This is a genomic window from Paracoccus saliphilus (assembly GCF_028553805.1).
GTDB classification, from domain to species: domain Bacteria; phylum Pseudomonadota; class Alphaproteobacteria; order Rhodobacterales; family Rhodobacteraceae; genus Paracoccus; species Paracoccus saliphilus.
On record NZ_CP067140.1, the window covers coordinates 2,013,859 to 2,032,882 of the forward strand.

Consider the following 19,024-nt stretch of genomic DNA (forward strand, 5'->3'; position numbering starts at 1 on the left):
CCCATCGGGAAATACCCGGTCAGTTGTACCGGACTTGCAATGACACCCCTGCCGGACTAATCCGCTGGAACCAGCAAGAGGCAAGCACGATATGAGCGTCACGTCAGCCAAGGGGCTTCATCCCCGCACTCAGGCCGTCCATCACGGAACCCGCCGCAGCCAATATGGCGAAATGGCCGAAGCGATCTACCTGACGCAGGGCTTCGTCTATGACAGCGCCGCGCAGGCCGAGGCCCGTTTTGTCGAAAGCGGCCCGGACGAATTCATCTATGCCCGCTACGGCAACCCCACCAGCCGCATGTTCGAGGACCGCATGGCCGCGCTGGAAGGCACCGAGGACGCCTTTGCGACTGCCAGCGGCATGGCGGCGGTGAACGGCGCGCTGTTTTCGCTTTGCGCGCCGGGGGATCACGTGGTTGCGGCACGGGCGCTGTTCGGTTCCTGCCTCTATGTCCTGGACCTGCTGGCAAAATTCGGGGTCGAGGTTTCCTATGTGGACGGCACCGATCTGGATCAGTGGAAATCCGCGATCCATCCGGGCACCAAGGCGGTGTTTTTCGAGTCGGTCTCGAATCCCGGGCTGGAAGTGATCGACATGAAGGCCGTTTCCGATCTGGCCCATGCAGTGGGCGCACTCGTCGTGGCGGATAACGTCTTCGCCACCCCGGTCTTTTCCCGTGCCGTCGAACTGGGCGCCGATATCATCGTTTACTCCGCCACCAAGCATATCGATGGCGGCGGGCGGGCGCTGGCCGGCGTGGTCTGTGGCACGCGCGACTATATCCGCGGCACGCTGGAGCCCTATCTGAAACATACCGGCGGTGCGATCAGCCCGTTCCATAGCTGGATCATGCTGAACGGGCTGACAACGATGGATTTGCGGGTGCGGGCGCAGGCCGATAGCGCCGCGACGATCGCGAAGGCGATGCATGGCCATCCCCGGCTGAAACAGGTCATCTATCCCGGCCTGCCCGAACATCCGCAGCATGACCTTGCCATGCAACAGATGGGATCGGGCGGCACCATGATCGCGATGGAGATCGAGGGCGGCAAGGATGCCGCTTTCACCGCTCTGGACCGGCTGCAGATCGTCAAGATCTCCAACAATCTGGGCGACGCGAAATCCATCGTGACCCATCCCGCGACGACCACGCATCAGCGCCTATCCGACGAGGACAAGGCGCGGCTTGGCATCACACCGGGCCTGCTCCGCCTTTCGGTGGGGCTGGAGGATGCGCAGGACCTGATCGGGGATTTGCGGCAGGCATTCGGCAACTGATTCCGTAAAAACACCGGAATTGGTCGGTTTTCGGGGGTGATTTACGTTAACCGGCTCTTTAGAATGGTGCGGATTGTGCCCATATAGACGGGCGCAATCCCAAGGAGGATGACCGCATGACCGAAGCCCGCCCCATGGTTCCGGCCTATCCGGCGCTCAGCCGTGATTACGACGCCGAGTTCCGCGTCGATGATGCCTACAAGGCCAGTCTGCCCGATCTGCAGAACGGCCCGGCCAGCCTGATCGTCGGCGCCCGCGCGCCCATTCAGCATGTCGGCATCTCGAATTTCCGGCTGCCGATCCGCTATCAGACCCGCGATGGCGGAGAGATCGCGCTGGAAACCAGTGTTACCGGCACGGTCAGCCTGGAAGCAGATCGCAAGGGCATCAACATGAGTCGGATCATGCGCTCGTTCTATGGTCATGCCGATCATCTTTTCAGCGTCAAGGTTCTGGAAGCCGCGCTGGACGACTACAAGGCCGACCTCGAGGCATTCGATGCGCGGATCCAGATGTGTTTCTCTTATCCCATCCGGGTGGACTCGCTGCGCTCCGGCCTGTCTGGCTGGCAATATTACGACATCTCGCAAGAGGTGATCGAACATCAGGGCCAGCGGCTGCGGGTCATGCATTTCGACTATGTCTACTCGTCGACCTGCCCATGCTCGCTGGAACTGTCGGAACATGCGCGCGAGGCGCGAGGGCGCCTGGCGACGCCGCATTCACAACGCTCGATCGCGCGGATCTCGCTGGTGATGAACGGACCCGAGAAAATCTGGTTCGAGGATATCGTCGACCTGTGCCGCCGCGCCGTGCCGACGGAAACACAGGTCATGGTCAAGCGCGAGGATGAACAGGCTTTCGCCGAACTGAATGCCGCGAACCCGATCTTTGTCGAGGATGCGGTGCGGGCCTTCGCCAAGGAATTGCAGGCCGAGCCCCGGATCGGCGATTTCCGCATCATCGCCAGTCACCAGGAATCGCTGCATTCGCATGACGCGGTCAGCCTGCTTGTCGATGGTCCGACCTTCGCGCAATCCTCGCTCGATCCGATGACCTTCGCGGGGCTGCGGGCGTAAAACCCCACCCGGCACATCATACCGGCGGGGCCCGTCAGCCGGCTTTGCTTTGCATTTTCGCAGGGCCGTTTTGCCGGATTCCCATGCTGCAAATCTTGCAACACTCTCGCAAGATTCGGATATTAAACGAACCGTCAATTCGTCACGGCTGAGGGGAGACAGCTTATGGATTTCGCGCTGAGCGAGGAACAACAGGCCATATTCGACATGGCCCGCGATTTTGGCCAGACCCGCATTGCCCCTCATGCCCGTGAATGGGAAGTTGCAGGCACGATCCCCAAGGATTTGTGGTCCGAAATTGCCCAGCTTGGCTTTGGCGGTCTCTATGTCAGCGAGGAATATGGCGGCTCGGGGCTTTCGCGGCTCGACGCGACGCTGGTATTCGAGGCACTGGCGATGGCCTGTCCAGCCGTGGGCTCTTTCCTGTCGATCCATAATATGTGTGGCGGCATGATCGACAAATTCGGCAGCGACGACACCAAGGCACGCTGGCTGCCAGAACTGTGCAGCATGGAAAAGGTGTACAGCTATTGCCTGACCGAGCCCGGCAGCGGATCTGACGCCGCCGCGTTGCGGACCAGGGCCGAGCGAACCAACGAGGGTTATCGCCTGAACGGAACCAAGGCCTTCATCTCGGGCGGCACCTATTCGGATGCCTATATCACCATGGTCCGCACCGGCGATGACGGGCCGAAAGGTATCAGCACGGTGATCGTCGAAGACGGTGCAAAGGGTCTGTCCTTCGGATCGCTGGAGGACAAGATGGGCTGGCGCGCACAGCCCACGGCACAGGTGCAATTCGACGATTGCGTGGTCCCTCATGACAATCTGTTGGGCGAAGAGGGCAAGGGTTTTGCCTATGCCATGGCCGGGCTGGATGGCGGGCGGCTGAACATCTCGGCGGGAGCCTTAGGCGGCGCACAGGCCGCGCTGGATGCGACCCTAGCTTATATGGGCGAAAGAAAGGCCTTCGGCAAATCGCTCGATCAATTCCAGGCATTGCAATTCCGGCTGGCCGAGATGGAAACCGCCCTGCAATCATCGCGGATTTTCCTGCGTCAGGCGGCGTGGAAACTTGACAATGGCGCGCCGGATGCGACCAAGTTCTGCGCAATGGCCAAGCTGCATGTCACCGACCGCGCCTTCGAGGTTGCAAACCAATGCCTGCAACTGCATGGCGGCTATGGTTATCTGGCCGATTACGGTATCGAAAAGATCGTCCGCGATCTGCGCGTGCACCAGATCCTGGAAGGCACCAACGAGATCATGCGGCTGATCATAGGCCGTACCATGCTGGCTGAACGGGGGTAAATCTTTGAGCGACCTGAATATCCGCAAATCCGGCCAGGCGGGCCGCATCACCTTCAACCGGCCCAAGGCGCTGAACGCGCTGACCCATCAGATGGCGCTGGATCTGCATGCCGCCCTGAATGAGTGGCGCGACTATCCGCAGGTCGCGCTGGTGATCATCGATGCCGAGGGCGAAAAGGCCTTCTGCGCGGGTGGCGATGTCGCGGCGGTCTACCACGCCGGGTTGCGGGGCGATCACCAGGCCGGGCGCGACTTCTTCCGGGACGAATACCGGATGAATGCCGCGATCGCGGATTATCCCAAGCCGATCGTGGCCTTCATGCAGGGCTTCGTCATGGGCGGCGGCGTCGGGGTGGCCGGCCATGCGGGGCACCGGATTGTCGGGGATACGACCCAGATCTCCATGCCGGAAGCCGGGATTGGCCTGATTCCCGACGTGGGCGGAACCTGGCTTCTCGGTCGCGCTTCGGGCCGGATCGGCGAATACCTGGCGCTGACCTGCGGGCGGATTGCGGCGGGGGATGCCATTCATGCGGGCTTTGCCGACAGCTACCTCCCCGAAGCGGAATGGCCCGGCCTGATCTCGCTGCTCGAGGAAACCGGCGATGCGACCCGGATCACCGGGATAGACCCTCCGCCAGTTTCGCTGGCCGCGCGCGACCTTTCGGCCTTTGGCGAAAGGAATGTATCTGATATCATCGCGGCACTGGAAAAGAACGGTGACGAAGAGGCCCTGAAACCCATCCGTCGCAACTCGCCCCTGTCGATGGCCGCGGGGCTGGCGATGGTCCGGGCGGCGCGAGGCGACCGGCGGATGCAGGAATCGCTCAGCCGCGAATACCGCTTCACCTGGCGGGCAACCAAGCACAGCGATTTCCTGGAAGGTGTGCGTGCCCAGATCATCGACAAGGACCGCAAGCCGCAATGGTCGGCTGATCCGTCGGAAACACATGTGCAGAAACTGCTGTCGCCCCTGGGCGAGAACGAATTGCGTTGGAAGGAAAAGGCATGAAAATCGGTTTCATCGGCTTGGGAAACATGGGCGCTCCAATGGCCGCCAATCTGGCCGAGGCCGGACATGAGGTCACGGGATTCGACACCGCCGCGCCCGTTCCCGCGGGGATCACCACCGCCAGCAGCGCGGCAGAGGCCGCCCGCGATGCAGATGTCGTCATCACCATGCTGCCCAACGGCCCGATCCTGAAAATGGTCTCGCAACAGGTCATCCCGGCGATGAAACGAGGTGCGGTGTTCTGCGATTGCTCGACCGTGGATGTGGACTCTGCCCGCGTGGTCGCCTCGCAAGCCAGCGCTGCGGGACTGGGGGCGTTGGACGCGCCGGTCTCAGGCGGGATCGGCGGCGCACAGAACGGCACCTTGACCTTCATGGTCGGCGGCAGTGGCGCGGCCTTTGCCACGGTCTCGCCGCTCTTCGATATCATGGGACAGAAGGCCGTCCATTGCGGCGAGGCGGGTTCCGGCCAAGCCGCCAAGATCTGCAACAACATGATCCTCGGCGCGACCATGATCGTCACTTGTGAGGCCTTTGCGTTGGCCGACAAGCTTGGGCTGGACCGGCAGAAGATGTTCGACGTCGTCTCGACCAGCTCGGGCTATAGCTGGTCGATGAATGCCTATTGCCCCGCCCCTGGAATCGGCCCGCAATCACCCGCTGACAATGACTACAGGCCCGGTTTCGCGGCCGAACTGATGCTGAAGGATCTCAATCTCGCGCAGGCCGCGGCGCAGTCCACCGGCGCCCAGACACCGATGGGCAGCATGGCGGCGCAACTCTACGAGCAATTCGTAGAGCAGGAGGACGGGCGTGGCCGCGATTTCTCGGCGATGCTGCCCAGGTTCGTGAAAATGAATGGCTGAAACTGGCGCAGTACCCCGACAACCGCAGCTATGGAACCTGTCAAGCCGTGAGAAGTTACCTATCTGAACAAGTCACGTAGCAAGTAGAAGCCAAGGACTTATATTCCAGATGGGTTATGTTCGCATTCTTGTAACCATTGTTACCGCGGCTGTCCTGACGGTCGGTGTCGTCGACGCAACTTTCCTGCAGCATTCGTTCACTGCGGCGGCGGCGGACGCGGAAACGGTAAACTTCGATGTCGGCGATACGCTTCCTCCCGACCAGATCCACATCGTCACCAAGCCCGGACTTTACGGTCTCGGCCCCGAACCGGCCAACAGCAAATATGCGGTCGCGCACGGCAAGCTGATCCGGATCGATCCTAAAACCGGACAGGTCCTCTCGATCCTGCGCAGCCAGACCGAGATCCTGGACTGACTCATCACTGCCGCAACCCTGCCCGGTAGAAATTCATCTGATCGCACAACCGTGACGGAACCATGTCCCCCGAGGGCAGTTGAGCAGGCAAAAGCATCAAAGGAGCCTGACGTGAAACCACAGCACCGACTGGTCGCGGCAACAGCGGGTCTGTTGCTGGCGATATCACCCATTTCCGCTTTTGCGGAGCCGCCCGCCCATGCCAAGGCCAACAAGGCCAGCCGGTCGGTCGACAAGGGTAAGCAGCATGTCATCGTGAAACGTGACAATGCCGAACGCCGGATCATCGTGGCAGGAAACTGCCCTCCCGGCCTCGCCAAGAAAAGCCCGGCCTGCGTACCTCCGGGACAAGCGAAAAAGCATGGCATCCATCTTGGCGTCGGTGACATCATCAATTGGAATGACGTGCATGTCGTGACCCGCCCGGGCCGCTACGGTCTCAGCATGCCGCCCGACGGCAATCGCTATGCCATCGTGGATGGGCAATTGGTGCGCGTGAACGAGGATAGCGGCAAGATCCTGTCGATCCTGCGCCTGGTGGACGCCATTCTCGACTGATCCTGACGGATGATCTTCTTGTGCGGAGTTCTCAGCCCGCAGCCCTCATGACTTCCTCGAGGGATGCTACAGATAACGCCGCCGGATTGGCCTTCATTGACGAAGAGCTTGCCGCGGCCCTAGCCGCCGCCTCCTGCGCCTGTGCATCCACGCCCAGCCCTGTCAGCGATGACAATTCGTTGGCGCGCGACCAGTCGGCCAAGGCACTCGCCGATTGCCCGAGCCCTTCGGCCGGAAGGTCGAAGGCGTAACCAATCCACGCACCGACCTCGTCCAGCCGCGCGGCAAGGTTTTGATCCGTCACGGCAGCCCGGTTCGCTATCAGGACATGCGGCAGCAATATTCCGCAAATGGCCCCATGCGCGGCCCCGGTCAGCCCTCCGAGAGGTCCGGCCAGCCCATGCACCGCCCCAAGCCCCGCATTGGCCAGGGCCAATCCACCGCAAAGACTGACCCAAGCCATCTCGTCGCGGGCCCGCGCATCTTCTGCCTCCATCAAGCGGCGAAGCGCCGCCAACCCGCGCGGAATAGCATCGCGGCAAAGCGCGTCGGTCATGGGATTGGCGCGGGTACAGACATAGGGCTCGATCACCTGCGTGATCGCGTCCAGTCCCGAAGAGAGCGTGACGGCGCGTGGGCAGCCATCGGTCAGCGCCGGATCGACGATCGCCAGCCGTGGCAGCATCCTTGCGTCGCGCAGGCTGACCTTGCGACGATGCTCGGGCACGCCGATCACCGCATTGCGCGTCACCTCGGCACCGGTGCCCGCAGTAGTAGGCATGGCCACGAAAGGCAGCGGGTCGAGATCCAGCGACAAGCCCTGCCCCACGACCTCCAGATGATCGAGCATGGGCCTCGTCGCGGGCACCAGTGCGGCGATGGCCTTACCGGCATCGATCACCGCGCCACCGCCAATCGCGACTATGGCCTGTGCACCCACCTCGCGGGCCTTGTCGACACCGGCTTCGATCATCATCATGTCGGGTTCGGCACCAACAGGATAATCCGCGACCTTGCAGCCAGATGCCGCCAGACCGCGTCTCAGCCATTCGCTGCGCGCGGGATTGCTGCCATGAACCAGCAGCACCCGCTGACCCAAACCCGTGATCCGGGCCGGAGCCTCGGCAGCCTGACCGCGACCGAACAGGATTTCGGTCGCGGTCGCAAAGGCGAATGGGGTGGGCATTGTGCGGGTCCCTGTCATTGGCTGCGTCCCGACACAGATACCCGATCACGGGCGGCCAGTGTAGGCCCTGCCGCGGTCAGGCGACCGCTGCGCGATCCTCGGCGGCCAGTTGCGCATCCAGCGCCAGGACCTGCCGCACCGCTTCGGCAGCCTCGCGGCCCTTCTTGACGAAATGCTCGCGGAAGAAGGCGGTCAAGACCTCGACCTCCTGGTAATTATGCGGCGTCAGCGAGACCGAGAAGCAGGGCACCTCGGTTTCCAGCCCGACATTCATCAGCCCGGCCACGACCGCATCCGCCACGAAGTCATGGCGATAAATGCCGCCATCGACGACGAAAGCCGCCGCGACCACAGCGTCATATTTGCCGGTCTTGGCCAGTTTCTTGGCCAGCAGTGGCATCTCGAAGGCGCCGGGGACGTCATAGGCGTCGATCTGCGCACCGGGGATGATCCGGCCCGCCTCGTCGGTGAACCCCTCATGGGCGCGGTCGACGATATCGGCGTGCCAGCGGGCCTTGATGAATGCGATACGGGGAGTGGTTGTCTTGGTCATCGTTTAGGAACCTTCCGTTCAATTGCGTCAGGTCCCAGAGCATGAGCCATGACCAGCCCATGGGAAGGGGATCGGCCACGGTTCTCTTCCATCCGGACTATACCGTCGGCCCCGGAATTTCACCGGATCTGCTGACCCTTCCCGAAAGGAAGGCGCTCGCGGGCTATCACCGCCGGTGGGGAATTGCACCCCGCCCTGAGAACGGGAATCGCATAGCACGACATATCGGCCTCGCCAAGAGATATTGCGACGGTCGCGTCTCGGACAAAAGTCGGATGAAATTTGTCCAGCAAACCGCCTCACGAGGTCACGGCTGCACCATCGCCGCATTCCATTCCGCCAGAAGGCCGGCCCTGCGCAGCTGGTCGTCATAGACCAGCAGTCCTGTATCCAGCCTGATCGGCCGCAGATGGATCGACGGTTTCGGTCCGGTTTCGGGGATCAGGGCGACATTGGCACTGGCCGCGATCTTGCGCTGTGCCGGTTCCGACAGCAGGTAGGACAAAAGATCGGTCGCATCCTGGGAATTGGGCGCGTTCGTGGGCACCAATGCCGAACGAACGATGGCCAGCGTATAATCCTCGAGCGCGACCCGGACGATATCGGGATCTTCGGGTGCGAACCGCGCCGCGTAGCTGGCCACGACATTGTAGGCGATGGCGACGCGGCCCGCGCGCAATTCGTCGATCATCTCGCCGGAACAGCAGAAAAGACGCGCATTCAGGCGTCCCATGACCTCGGCAAGGCGCCAGAAGCCTTCGGATTGGCGGCTGTCCTGCGAGATCAGGAAATAGCCCACACCGGATTCCTGGGGATCGTAGCTGGCGATACGTCCGTCGAACCGCTCGGGATGTTCGCGAAGCATCGCAATCAGATCGCGGCGCGTCCGCGGCACCGGCAGATCGCCCAGCCCCTGCCGCGACGCCAATGTCACGACCGGCTCAAGCCCCACGCCATAAAGCTGATCCCGCCAGCGCGCCCAGCTTGGCAAGGCCCCGGTTTCAGGCGAGATCGAAGCGGCGAACCCGTCATTGGCCAGCTTCATCTGCAGATCCATGGCCGAGGACATGACAAGGTCGAAAGGCACGCGCTCTTCATGAATGGCGCGAAACACCTCGACACTGGCGGCCTGCTCATACCGAATCCGCTGGTTCGGATGGCTGGCGATGTAGTCTTCGAGCACCGGAGCGATGGAGTCCAGATCGGTCGTCGACAGCACAGAGATCTCGCGCCCGCCTTCGGGGCCGAAATAACGCTCTTCCTCGACCTCGTATGCGGCGGCGGATGCCGCCAGCGTCAGGAAGAGGAAGGCGGCTCGGATAGCGGCAAGAACAGGATCGCGCATGTGCCCCTCTCTGCTCGGGATTTCAGGGTGAAGCGGCCACCATGCGCGGCCGCGACTTCGTTCACGATGGTCAGGCCGAGGCCCGAGCCGACAACATCGCCGACATTGCTGCCCCGGCGGAAACGGGCGGTCAGATCGTCATCTCCGGGACCGAGCCCCCTGCCCTCGTCCAACACCGTCAATTCGGCCATGCCGTCGCGGCGGGTCAGGCGGACCAGCACCTCACCCTCGTCCCGCGAATATTTCAGCGCGTTGTCGAGGATATTGCGCAGCGCAACCTCGATCATCCGTTCGTCCCCCGAAACCTGGCAGGCTGCATCCAGCCCCTCTGCGCGCATGTCGATCTCGCGCATCTCGGCGATGGGCCGGACGGATTGCAATACAGCCGCAGACAGAGCCGCGAAATCGACGGGCGCGGCAGAGAACTGGTCGCTGCGATAAAGCACCGTCGCATGATCGAGGATCTGGTTGGCCGAACGGCTGCTTTCCCCGATCGCGCGGACCATCCGGCGCAGCCGTTGTCGGGTCGCCTCGTCCGAAGTTTCCGCCAGCGCGATCTCGGCCTCGGTGCGGACCAGTGAAAGCGGCGTCCGGATGCGATGAGCAGCCTCGAAGATGAAGGTTTCGGCCAGCGCGAGCGTGCCGCGCAGCCGGGCAATGAAGCCGTTCAGGGCACCGACCAGCGGCAGCAATTCCTGCGGAGTCGGATGCCTGACCGGACGCAGATCATGCGGGCCACGCCGCGCGACCGCCTTCGCCAGACGATCGACGGGCCGGATCACCGCCCGCGCCGCCCAGAGCGCGAGCGGCAGGGCCAGGACGAAAAACCCCAGCCCTATCCATGCCGAGCTGCGGGCAGTCTCGCGCGCAATGGCCGCCTGGCCATAGCGGGTCTGACCCAGCACCACGGTGATCTCTTCGATCCTCGTATCCACCAGAACGCGGCGCGAGATCGCGGCCAGGCGCAACCGGTTGCCGCGATAATCCGCATCCCAGAACACCGGGGACAGATCGCCGGGCACCTCGGGAGCCGGGGGCAGATTGCCGTAACCGGTAATCAGCCGTTCCTCCGTGGACAGGCTGTAGAATACCCGCTCGTCCCCCATCGCGCCCAGCATCGAGAATGTCGCATAGGGCAGATCGAGCTCCAGCCCTTCATCCACCGGACGCAACCCGTCTCCGATCGAGATGACGGCCGCGCCCAGAACAGCGTCCTGACTGGCACGGGAGGCGCGCTCTGCCGCGAATCGAACCGCGAAGAACAGCGCAAGGACAAGTAACGCGGACAGGGCGACGAATTGCCAGATCAGCCGCCTGCGCAAGGAAAAACGGGCCGGTCGTGCCGCGCCGGGCCTCATTCCGGTATCAGCCGGTAGCCGACACCCCGAAGCGTTTCCAGCCTTGCGCCGGACCCCTCCAGCTTGCGACGCAGGCGGGCAATATAAACCTCGATGGCGTTATCGCTGACTTCTTCGTCAAAGGAGAACAGGCGATCGATCAGATGCGCCTTGGAATAGGTCTGACCGGGGCGCGAGAGCAGGATTTCAAGCAGCCGCAATTCCCGTGCGCGCAGTTCCCGCACCTCCTCGCCGATGCTCAGCGTGGCGGCCAGCGCATCGAAGACAAAACCCGCGTAATGCTGTCGACTATCTGCAACCCCGGCATGGCGGCGACGCAAAACCGCCCGGCAACGGGCCTGAAGTTCGGCAAAATCGAAGGGCTTGGTGATATAATCATCCGCACCCTGATCCAGCGTGTTCACGCGATCGCTGACCGAAGCACTGGCCGTCATCATGATGACAGGGGTATCGTGCCGGGCCATCCTCTCACGCCGAAGAAAATCTCGTCCGTCGCCATCAGGAAGAGAAATATCTAGCAATATCAGATCATAAGGGGCTGATTTTAGAAACTCCCCGGCCTCGGACAAACTTGCTGCCCGGTCGACGCCATGCCCATCCATCGCCAGCCGCGAGACCACGGCAGCCGCCAGTTCATCACTGTCTTCAACCAACAGAAATCGCATTCGCTCAACTTTAAGGCAGCACGTGACAGGTTCATGTCAGCTTTTCATCAAATTGTAGTTATCGCAATCCCGCGATCCGTCGCGGGGGAACCAAATCCTATGGGAGGATATCATGAAGAACTGGACCCGTGCGGCCGCTGCCGCAATTTTGACGAGTATCGCTGTGCCTGCGGCCGCCGAGGAATGCATTGCCCCCGCCAATCCGGGCGGTGGATGGGATTTCACCTGCCGTCAGATCGGCCGGATCATGACCGAACTGGGTGTCGTGCCTGACCTGGTGCAGGTCACCAACCTTGCCGGTGCCGGCGGAGGCGTGGCCTATTCGCAGGTCGTGAATGAACGCAATAACGATCCGGATGTCTTCATCGCAGCGTCATCTGCGACCACCACGCGCCTCGCCCAGAACGCCTTTGGCGGCGCAACGCCCGACCAGGTCCGTTGGGTCGGCACCATCGGTGGCGATCCCGGCGTGATCGTGGTGGCAGCCGACAGCGAATATGAAAGCCTGACCGACCTGGTCGAGGCGATCAAGGCCGATCCCTCTTCCGTGGCCTTCGCGGGCGGTTCGGCCGTGGGCGGTTTCGATCACCTGAAAGTCCTGATGACGCTGGACAAGGCCGGCTTCACGGATATCCGCAAGGTCAAGTATATCGGTGTCGATGGCGGCGCGGATGCCATCACCCAGACCGTGGGCGGTTTCGCGCAGGCGATGACCGGCGATCTGTCGGAAATCACCGGCTTCATCAAGTCCGGCGATGTGCGGCCCATCGCAGTGCTGTCGGAAGAGCGGGTGGAAGGTTTCGAGGACGTGCCGACCGCCAAGGAGCAGGGCATCGATATCGTCGCAATGAACTGGCGCGGCGTCTATGTGCCCAAGGATATCAGCGACGAGGACTACCAGAAATGGGTCGATGCGCTGAAGCAGGTCGGCGAAAGCGAGGAATGGCAGAAGGTCATGACCGAGAACGGCCTTGCGCCCTACAGCATCTATGGCGATGAATTCGAGACCTTCGTGGCTGACAATATCGCCCAGATCCAGAAGATCTCGAAAGATATCGGGTTGCTGCAATGATCCGTGGCGACCGTATCTTCGGAGCGGTCATGATCGTGCTGGCGTTGGGGTATATCCTCACCGCCAGTCGTATCGGGACCAGCTTCATGTCCGACCCGGTCGGGCCGCGCGTCTTTCCCTACATGGTCGCGGGGGTGATCATCCTGTGCTCGGTGAGCATGATCCTGCGCCCCGATCCCGACGCTGAATGGCCCGCCGGACCGATGTTGCTGCAACTGGGCATCGCCTTTGCCGCGTTGATCGGATACGCTTTTGCAATCAAGCCATTGGGTTTCATCCTGCCAACGGTGATCGTCGCAGGTATCCTGAGCTGGCAGATCGGCGGCCGCCCCATGCGCGCTGCGATTTCCGGCATCGGGCTGGGCATTGGGCTCTTCGTGCTCTTCCGGGTCATACTTGGCCTGGGGCTCAGGGGCCTACCCGCAGGCTGGGGGTTCTGAACCATGGATATTCTGAACAATCTCGCGATGGGCTTTTCCATCGCCGCCTCTCCCTACACGCTGCTCTTGGCGGTGATCGGCTGTTTCGTCGGCACGATCATCGGCGCCCTGCCCGGGCTTGGTCCGGCAAACGGCGTGGCACTGCTGATCCCGATCTCGTTCTCGATGGGTCTGGATGCGATCCCGGCCCTCGTGCTGCTGACCTCGGTCTATTACGGGGCGATGTATGGCGGGCGGATCAGCTCCATCCTGCTGAACATTCCCGGCGACGAACCGGCGATGATGACGACGCTGGACGGCTATCCCATGGCCAAGCAGGGCAAGGCCGGCGAGGCGCTGGTCGTATCGGGCGTGGCCTCTTTCGTTGGTGCATTCGTCGCCACGATCGGGCTGATGATCTTTGCCCCCTACCTGGCCCGCGTCGCCTTCAAGTTCGGCCCGGCGGAATATTTCGCGCTTTACATGCTGGCCTTCTGTACGCTTGGCGGGATCGGATCGAACAACCAGGCCAAGGCTGCGATGGCTGCCGCAATCGGTCTTGGCATTGCCATGATCGGGCTGGACAAGACCACCGGCATGCCGCGCTTTACCTTTGGTGAATTGCATCTCCAGGACGGGGTGGATTTCCTTGTCGCCATCGTCGGGCTGTTCGCCGTCGCCGAAGTGTTCTTCTTCATCGAGACCCACGGCAAGAACAGCGCCATCGGCGTGAAGCTGGGAAAGATCCTCGTGCCATGGCGGATGCTGAAACAGACCTCGGGCGCGATGATGCGCGGCACCGGGATCGGCTTCATCGCCGGGGTGCTGCCGGGAGCGGGTGCGTCACTGGGTTCATTCCTCGCCTATACGGCCGAGAAATCCGCAGCGCGCGACAAGTCACAATTCGGCAAGGGCGATCCCCGCGGTGTCGCCGCGCCGGAGGCTGGCAACAACTCTGCCGCCGGTGGTGCGCTGGTGCCGATGCTGACGCTTGGTGTGCCGGGATCGGGCACGACCGCAGTGCTGCTGGCGCTGCTGCTGACGCTCAACATCACGCCGGGGCCGCTGCTGTTCACCGAACGGCCCGAGGTCGTCTGGTCGCTGATCGCGGCGCTGCTGATCGCCAATATCGTGCTGCTCTTGATGAACGTACCGATGGTCAAGGTCTTCGTGCATATCCTGTCGGTCCCGGCATGGATCCTGCTGCCGGGCGTGACCATGGTCGCCTTCGTGGGCATCTACTCGCTGACCGGTTCCAGCTTCGACATGCTGATGATGGTTGGTTTCGGGGTGTTGGGCTATATCATGCGCAAGCTTGAAATCCCGACGGTTCCGGTGATCCTCGGCATCCTGCTGGGCAACGCGATGGAGGACAACCTGCGCCGCGCCATGGTGCTGTCGGACGGGGACTGGACCTTCCTGTTCAGCTCGCCTATCGCAGTCGGGCTGTGGATCGCGGCGGTTCTCGGCTTCATTGCGCCGATCTTCCTGCGGCAATTCCTGAAGAAGCCGCCGCTGCCGGAAACCGAACCCAAGGTAGGAGACTGACATGCCGACTCGCGTTCTGGTGCCTTCGGGCGTTCTTGGTCTCGGCTTCGACCGCAAGGCGCTGACACGCGGGGTGGCCATGAAGCCCGACATCATCTGCATCGACGGAGGGTCCACGGATAGTGGGCCCTTCAGTCTTGGCGCCGGGCAGTCGAAATATTCCCGCGCCGCGACCAAATCCGAATGGCGCATCCTGATGCAGGCCCGCGCCGAGGCCGGCGTGCCGCTGGTCATCGGCACCGCAGGCACCTGCGGCACCGACAGCACGGTGGACTGGATGCACGACATCACCACCGAACTGGCCGAAGAGTTGGGGCAAAGCCTGAAAATCGCACGGCTTTATTCCGGCCAGCCGGCAGGGCGGATCGCCCGGGCGCTTGAGGCCGGGGATGTCACCCCGCTCACCCCGGCCCCCGAGATCCGGCTGGACGACCTGACCAATATCGTCGCCCTGGCCGGGGCCGAGCAGATACAGGCCGCGCTCGCCACCGGCGCCGATATCGTCATCGCGGGCCGCACCACCGATACCGCGACCATTGCCGCCCTGCCGCTCTCGCGCGGGGATGCCGCCGGGGGTGCTTGGCACGGCGCCAAGATCGCCGAATGCGGGGCGTTGTGCTCGACCAACCCGACCTCTGGCGTGATCATGGTGGATTTCGACACGGATGGTTTCACGGTCGAACCCATGGCCGAGAATGCCGCCTGTACCCCGCATTCGGTCTCGGCCCATATGCTCTACGAGAATTCCGATCCGTTCCAACTTTATGAACCGGGCGGGTATCTGAACGTGACGAGCGCGCGCTATACCGCGCTGGACCATCGCCGCGTGCGGGTGGAGGGCTCGGAATGGGTGCCCGGCCCCTATACGGTCAAGCTGGAGGGCGCGCGCATCGCCGGATATCAGACCACGATCCTCGCCATCCTGCGTGACGCCCATTACGTGAAAAACGCCCAGGCATGGGTCGAGCGGCTGACCACCTACCTGACCGGCGAGATCGAGAGCCGGATGGGGCTGACGCAAGGCGATTACGGCCTCGAATTCCGGCTGATCGGGGTGAACGGGGCGCTTGGACAGCTCGAGAACCGTGCCGGCGATCCGGTCGAGATCGGGGTGCTGGGCATCATCACAGCGACCTCTCAACCCATCGCCGCCGAGATCGGCAAGCTGATCAATCCCTTCGTGTTGCATTACCCGCTGACCGATAGCGAGGAATTGCCGACCTTCGCATTCCCCTATTCCCCCGCGACGACCGACCGGGGCCCATTGTATGAGTTCGCGCTGAACCATGTCATGCGGCTGAAAGACCCGATGGAGGCGTTCCGGATCGAACTCAGCCAGATCGGCGCGGAGGTTCCGGCATGAGGCTTGGCGATCTCGTCCTGAAACTGCGTTCCAAGAATGCCGGCCCGTTCTGGGTCACCATCGACATCTTCTGCGACACGCCCGAGATCTTTCGGCAGGTCCGCTACAACCTGCCCACCCGCACGGTCGCAGAATTGTATCAGGTGCCCGAGCAACTGCTGAAACGCTTCGACATCGAGGACCTGCGGGTCGTCAAGTTCAGCATTCCGCGTCCGGTGGTGCAAGGTTCCGCCGCCGATCGCGACATGCACGGCGCCCAATATGCCGCGTTGCTGGAAGAATATGAGTTCGACTAAACGCCGTATCCTGACCTTTACACTCGCCGCCATTGGCGCAGGAATCTTCCTGCTCTTCGGCCTGCCCCTGCCCATGCTTCTGGGTCCCATGCTGGCCTGCCTGATCGCGGCGCTAGCTGGTGCGCCCCTGATGGGAGCGGGCAGTTTCGCCGTCTTCATGCGGACCTTCCTGGGCGTCGCGGTGGGCGCCTCGATTACCCCCCAGGTCCTGGGTCAGCTGCCGGGCTTCGCCGCCTCGCTGGCCTTCGTGCCGCTGTTCATCGCGATCATCGCGTTGATCGGTTATCCGATGTTCCGCCGGGTCTTCGGTTTCGATCACCCGACAGCGTGGTATGCGGCTATGCCCGGCGGGCTGCAGGACATGCTGGTCTTTGGTGAAGAGGCGGGAGGCGATGTTCGTGCGCTGTCCCTGATCCATGCCACGCGGGTCCTCGCCCTCGTTACCTTCGCGCCCATGATCATGCATGCCTATTGGGGCGTGGACCTGTCGCAACCGCCCGGCGCGCCGATCAGCTCCACCGCCCCTGCCGAGATCCTGCTGATGATCGCCTCGGGCTTCTTCGGCTGGAAGATCGCGGAAAGGCTCGGGCTGTTCGGCGCCTCGATCCTCGGTCCGATGATCCTGACCGCGATCCTGTCGCTCTCCGGCATCATCCAGCATCGCCCCCCGGCCGAGATCCTGCAGGCGGCGCAATTCTTCATCGGCATCACGGTTGGCGTGAAATATGTCGGTATCACCGGGCGGGAATTGCGTATCGACGTGTCGGCGGGGCTGTTTCACGCGATCATACTCGCATTCATCAGCCTGATCTTCTTCGAGATCATCGTGCATCTGCAACTTGCCCCGGCGCTGGATGCCGTCCTGGCCTTTCTGCCCGGCGGTCAGGCAGAGATGGTCGTGATCGCCATCATCGCTGGCGCCGACCTGGCCTATGTCGTCAGCCACCACCTGTTGCGGATCATCATCGTGATCATGCTGGCCCCCGTCGTCGCCAGGATCATGAGTCGCTCTCGACGCTAGTTCCGGGCGCTCCCTTCACATTTGCCGAGCAGATGTCTTTGCCTTTCCTGCGGCAAAGATATTATACGGCATGAAACAGGCCACTGATGAGCGCCGACAGGATTCCGCGATATGCAAGGAGAGTGACAATGGACCGCCTGCCCCACGAAAAGGGTTTCCACGTAAGCTGGGACCAATTGCATCGCGATGCCCGCGCCCTGGCATGGCGGCTGGACGGAACCGATTGGCGCGCGGTCGTCGCGGTAACGCGCGGCGGACTGGTTCCGGCGATGATCGTCGCGCGGGAACTGGATATTCGCACCATCGACACGATCAGCATCAAGTCCTACCGCAAACAAGAACAGGGCGGACTGGAAGTCCTGAAACGTCCGGATGCAGAGTTGATGGGCGATGGCGATGGAATCCTTGTCGTCGACGATCTGGTCGATTCCGGCCGCACGCTGGAACTGATCCGCGAAATGTACCCCAAGGCGCATTTTGCCACGGTATACGCCAAGCCGAAAGGCAAGCCGATGGTCCAGAGCTATGTGACCGAGGTCAGCCAGGACACCTGGATCTTCTTTCCCTGGGACATGGCGTTGCAATATGTGCAGCCATATCGCGGCGAGGATTGAGGCGCTCCCGAAGTTCCTCAAAATTACTGACACAGTCACGTTCAGGAATGGCTATCGTTTGCATATTGGGCGACCGGCACTCTGCCGCCGCGACCAGGAAAACATGCAATCGGTTGTTTCAAATAAATAAACCCGCGCCCCAACGGTGATTCCTTCCTGCTGCGCAATGAAAAGCGGCAAAATCATGCTCAGATTTCCGCAGCAGGGGAACCGAATGACCGCGCAACTCATTGTCTCATTGCAATGCGTCGAACGAGTTCACCGGCGCAACGCAACTGGTAAAAAGGAGACATGTGATGCGTAAGCTTTTTATGACGACTGCTATTGTGCTGCCCTTTGCCTTGGCACCTGCCTTCGCGCAGGAGACGACCACCGAGGAACCTGCAATGGACCCGGCAGCGGAGGCTCAAACCGATCCGGCAGCCGATGCTGCCGCGGCAGAGGCCGAAGCAGCCGCAGCCGCAGAGGAAGCGCTGAAAGCCGAGGTCGCGGAAAGCGGCAAGGTCGCGCAAGAGCAGGCCGCGAACGAGCTTCGTCTGGACTGGGTCACCGATGCGACAGTAACTGCGCCTGACGGCACCTCGATCGGCAGCATCAACGACCTGATCCTGGATGGAGAATCCGGTAGCATGATTGCTGCTGTGATCGGTGTCGGCGGTTTCCTTGGCATTGGCGAAAAGCAGATCGCCGTTCCCTGGGAGCAGTTGACGGTCAACGCCGATGCGCAAGAGATCACGAGCGATCTGACCAAGGAAGAAGCCGATGTCGCCCCGGCATATGTGTTCCGTGAACGTGCCGAGGCTCCGGGTGCTGCAACGGATGATGCGATGGCACCTGCGGATGACGCGATGGCACCGGCTGACGATGCTGCCGCACCTGCGGATGACGCAATGGCACCGGCTGACGACGCTGCCGCACCCGCCGATGACGCAATGGCACCGGCTGACGATGCTGCCCCTGCTGAAGGCGAGGCCATGGAAGGCGAAGAGCCGGCCAGCAACTGATGAGCAGATGACATCAAGGCGGCCCCGCGGGGCCGCCTTTTCCTTACTTCCCAGAAG

General features: G+C 62.3%; 20 protein-coding genes and 1 riboswitch. Of the genes, 15 read left to right on the plus strand and 5 right to left on the minus strand.

Annotation, left to right across the window (positions count from 1 at the left end):
- Window positions 1-91 precede the first annotated feature (91 nt).
- The 7 genes from metZ (at window position 92) to JHX88_RS09645 (ending at window position 6,523) form a co-directional block, all read left to right on the plus strand.
- The gene (gene metZ, locus JHX88_RS09615) at window positions 92-1,279 is read left to right on the plus strand and encodes an O-succinylhomoserine sulfhydrylase (protein WP_076524347.1); all 1,188 of its coding nucleotides are present in this window, start codon (window positions 92-94) and stop codon (window positions 1,277-1,279) included.
- A 116-nt stretch (window positions 1,280-1,395) separates the two neighbouring features.
- Entirely contained in the window at window positions 1,396-2,358 is a 963-nt protein-coding gene (gene folE2 / locus JHX88_RS09620) for a GTP cyclohydrolase FolE2 (protein WP_076524345.1), read from the plus strand.
- A 165-nt stretch (window positions 2,359-2,523) separates the two neighbouring features.
- Window positions 2,524-3,669: an acyl-CoA dehydrogenase family protein gene (locus JHX88_RS09625; RefSeq protein ID WP_076524343.1), complete on the plus strand. Its 1,146-nt coding sequence runs from the start codon at window positions 2,524-2,526 to the stop codon at window positions 3,667-3,669.
- Between the two features lie 4 nt (window positions 3,670-3,673).
- Window positions 3,674-4,681, plus strand: a complete 1,008-nt coding sequence (locus JHX88_RS09630) for an enoyl-CoA hydratase/isomerase family protein (RefSeq protein WP_076524341.1) — start codon at window positions 3,674-3,676, stop codon at window positions 4,679-4,681.
- On the plus strand, window positions 4,678-5,547 hold the full coding sequence (gene mmsB, locus JHX88_RS09635) for a 3-hydroxyisobutyrate dehydrogenase (RefSeq protein WP_076524339.1): 870 nt from the start codon (window positions 4,678-4,680) through the stop codon (window positions 5,545-5,547). The genes JHX88_RS09630 and mmsB overlap by 4 nt, the downstream gene beginning before the upstream one ends.
- Before the next feature lie 109 nt (window positions 5,548-5,656).
- The gene (locus tag JHX88_RS09640; RefSeq protein WP_076524336.1) at window positions 5,657-5,965 is read left to right on the plus strand and encodes a hypothetical protein; all 309 of its coding nucleotides are present in this window, start codon (window positions 5,657-5,659) and stop codon (window positions 5,963-5,965) included.
- Between the two features lie 111 nt (window positions 5,966-6,076).
- Complete coding sequence (locus JHX88_RS09645; RefSeq protein ID WP_272848234.1) at window positions 6,077-6,523, plus strand: RcnB family protein; 447 nt, start codon at window positions 6,077-6,079, stop codon at window positions 6,521-6,523.
- Between the two features lie 31 nt (window positions 6,524-6,554).
- Here the strand turns inward: JHX88_RS09645 and JHX88_RS09650 are convergent, their stop codons facing one another.
- The 5 genes from JHX88_RS09650 to JHX88_RS09670 form a co-directional block, all read right to left on the minus strand.
- Window positions 6,555-7,727 carry an iron-containing alcohol dehydrogenase gene (locus JHX88_RS09650; RefSeq protein WP_272848235.1) on the minus strand — a complete coding sequence of 391 codons (1,173 nt, stop codon included), beginning with the start codon at window positions 7,725-7,727 and terminating at the stop codon, window positions 6,555-6,557.
- Between the two features lie 58 nt (window positions 7,728-7,785).
- Window positions 7,786-8,262 carry a 6,7-dimethyl-8-ribityllumazine synthase gene (locus tag JHX88_RS09655; RefSeq protein ID WP_076524331.1) on the minus strand — a complete coding sequence of 159 codons (477 nt, stop codon included), beginning with the start codon at window positions 8,260-8,262 and terminating at the stop codon, window positions 7,786-7,788.
- A gap of 76 nt (window positions 8,263-8,338) precedes the next feature.
- Window positions 8,339-8,469: riboswitch (FMN riboswitch) on the minus strand.
- Window positions 8,470-8,569: 100 nt separating this feature from the next.
- Window positions 8,570-9,607, minus strand: a complete 1,038-nt coding sequence (locus JHX88_RS09660) for an ABC transporter substrate-binding protein (RefSeq protein ID WP_076524329.1) — start codon at window positions 9,605-9,607, stop codon at window positions 8,570-8,572.
- On the minus strand, window positions 9,559-10,965 hold the full coding sequence (locus JHX88_RS09665; protein WP_076524327.1) for a sensor histidine kinase: 1,407 nt from the start codon (window positions 10,963-10,965) through the stop codon (window positions 9,559-9,561). Before JHX88_RS09665 ends, JHX88_RS09660 begins: the two co-directional genes overlap by 49 nt.
- Window positions 10,962-11,630, minus strand: a complete 669-nt coding sequence (locus JHX88_RS09670; RefSeq protein WP_076524325.1) for a response regulator transcription factor — start codon at window positions 11,628-11,630, stop codon at window positions 10,962-10,964. The genes JHX88_RS09665 and JHX88_RS09670 overlap by 4 nt, the downstream gene beginning before the upstream one ends.
- Before the next feature lie 112 nt (window positions 11,631-11,742).
- On the opposite strand from JHX88_RS09670, the gene JHX88_RS09675 reads away from it, so the two are divergent.
- From JHX88_RS09675 to JHX88_RS09710, 8 genes are all read left to right on the plus strand, one after another.
- Window positions 11,743-12,702: a Bug family tripartite tricarboxylate transporter substrate binding protein gene (locus tag JHX88_RS09675; RefSeq protein WP_076524323.1), complete on the plus strand. Its 960-nt coding sequence runs from the start codon at window positions 11,743-11,745 to the stop codon at window positions 12,700-12,702.
- Complete coding sequence (locus JHX88_RS09680) at window positions 12,699-13,142, plus strand: tripartite tricarboxylate transporter TctB family protein (RefSeq protein ID WP_076524321.1); 444 nt, start codon at window positions 12,699-12,701, stop codon at window positions 13,140-13,142. Before JHX88_RS09675 ends, JHX88_RS09680 begins: the two co-directional genes overlap by 4 nt.
- Window positions 13,143-13,145: 3 nt before the next feature.
- Window positions 13,146-14,669: a tripartite tricarboxylate transporter permease gene (locus JHX88_RS09685; protein ID WP_076524319.1), complete on the plus strand. Its 1,524-nt coding sequence runs from the start codon at window positions 13,146-13,148 to the stop codon at window positions 14,667-14,669.
- Between the two features lies 1 nt (window position 14,670).
- On the plus strand, window positions 14,671-16,032 hold the full coding sequence (locus JHX88_RS09690; protein ID WP_076524317.1) for an acyclic terpene utilization AtuA family protein: 1,362 nt from the start codon (window positions 14,671-14,673) through the stop codon (window positions 16,030-16,032).
- On the plus strand, window positions 16,029-16,328 hold the full coding sequence (locus JHX88_RS09695) for a DUF4387 family protein (RefSeq protein WP_076524315.1): 300 nt from the start codon (window positions 16,029-16,031) through the stop codon (window positions 16,326-16,328). Before JHX88_RS09690 ends, JHX88_RS09695 begins: the two co-directional genes overlap by 4 nt.
- Window positions 16,315-17,349 carry an AbrB family transcriptional regulator gene (locus tag JHX88_RS09700; RefSeq protein WP_076524314.1) on the plus strand — a complete coding sequence of 345 codons (1,035 nt, stop codon included), beginning with the start codon at window positions 16,315-16,317 and terminating at the stop codon, window positions 17,347-17,349. The genes JHX88_RS09695 and JHX88_RS09700 overlap by 14 nt, the downstream gene beginning before the upstream one ends.
- Window positions 17,350-17,477: 128 nt before the next feature.
- Entirely contained in the window at window positions 17,478-17,963 is a 486-nt protein-coding gene (gpt, locus tag JHX88_RS09705; RefSeq protein WP_076524313.1) for a xanthine phosphoribosyltransferase, read from the plus strand.
- Window positions 17,964-18,259: 296 nt separating this feature from the next.
- Window positions 18,260-18,967, plus strand: coding sequence for a PRC-barrel domain-containing protein (locus tag JHX88_RS09710; protein ID WP_076524311.1), 708 nt, complete (start codon window positions 18,260-18,262; stop codon window positions 18,965-18,967).
- Window positions 18,968-19,024: the final 57 nt, after the last annotated feature.

Excerpts from the sequence above, each read along its gene's own strand:
- metZ (WP_076524347.1), top strand. The coding sequence starts at position 92 with ATGAGCGTCACGTCAGCCAAGGGGCTTCATCCCCGCACTCAGGCCGTC.
- folE2 (WP_076524345.1), top strand. The coding sequence starts at position 1,396 with ATGACCGAAGCCCGCCCCATGGTTCCGGCCTATCCGGCGCTCAGCCGT.
- JHX88_RS09625 (WP_076524343.1), top strand. The coding sequence starts at position 2,524 with ATGGATTTCGCGCTGAGCGAGGAACAACAGGCCATATTCGACATGGCC.
- mmsB (WP_076524339.1), top strand. The coding sequence starts at position 4,678 with ATGAAAATCGGTTTCATCGGCTTGGGAAACATGGGCGCTCCAATGGCC.
- JHX88_RS09640 (WP_076524336.1), top strand. The coding sequence starts at position 5,657 with ATGGGTTATGTTCGCATTCTTGTAACCATTGTTACCGCGGCTGTCCTG.
- JHX88_RS09650 (WP_272848235.1), bottom strand. The coding sequence starts at position 7,727 with ATGACAGGGACCCGCACAATGCCCACCCCATTCGCCTTTGCGACCGCG.
- JHX88_RS09655 (WP_076524331.1), bottom strand. The coding sequence starts at position 8,262 with ATGACCAAGACAACCACTCCCCGTATCGCATTCATCAAGGCCCGCTGG.
- JHX88_RS09660 (WP_076524329.1), bottom strand. The coding sequence starts at position 9,607 with ATGCGCGATCCTGTTCTTGCCGCTATCCGAGCCGCCTTCCTCTTCCTG.
- JHX88_RS09665 (WP_076524327.1), bottom strand. The coding sequence starts at position 10,965 with ATGAGGCCCGGCGCGGCACGACCGGCCCGTTTTTCCTTGCGCAGGCGG.
- JHX88_RS09670 (WP_076524325.1), bottom strand. The coding sequence starts at position 11,630 with ATGCGATTTCTGTTGGTTGAAGACAGTGATGAACTGGCGGCTGCCGTG.
- JHX88_RS09675 (WP_076524323.1), top strand. The coding sequence starts at position 11,743 with ATGAAGAACTGGACCCGTGCGGCCGCTGCCGCAATTTTGACGAGTATC.
- JHX88_RS09680 (WP_076524321.1), top strand. The coding sequence starts at position 12,699 with ATGATCCGTGGCGACCGTATCTTCGGAGCGGTCATGATCGTGCTGGCG.
- JHX88_RS09685 (WP_076524319.1), top strand. The coding sequence starts at position 13,146 with ATGGATATTCTGAACAATCTCGCGATGGGCTTTTCCATCGCCGCCTCT.
- JHX88_RS09690 (WP_076524317.1), top strand. The coding sequence starts at position 14,671 with ATGCCGACTCGCGTTCTGGTGCCTTCGGGCGTTCTTGGTCTCGGCTTC.
- JHX88_RS09695 (WP_076524315.1), top strand. The coding sequence starts at position 16,029 with ATGAGGCTTGGCGATCTCGTCCTGAAACTGCGTTCCAAGAATGCCGGC.
- JHX88_RS09700 (WP_076524314.1), top strand. The coding sequence starts at position 16,315 with ATGAGTTCGACTAAACGCCGTATCCTGACCTTTACACTCGCCGCCATT.
- gpt (WP_076524313.1), top strand. The coding sequence starts at position 17,478 with ATGGACCGCCTGCCCCACGAAAAGGGTTTCCACGTAAGCTGGGACCAA.
- JHX88_RS09710 (WP_076524311.1), top strand. The coding sequence starts at position 18,260 with ATGCGTAAGCTTTTTATGACGACTGCTATTGTGCTGCCCTTTGCCTTG.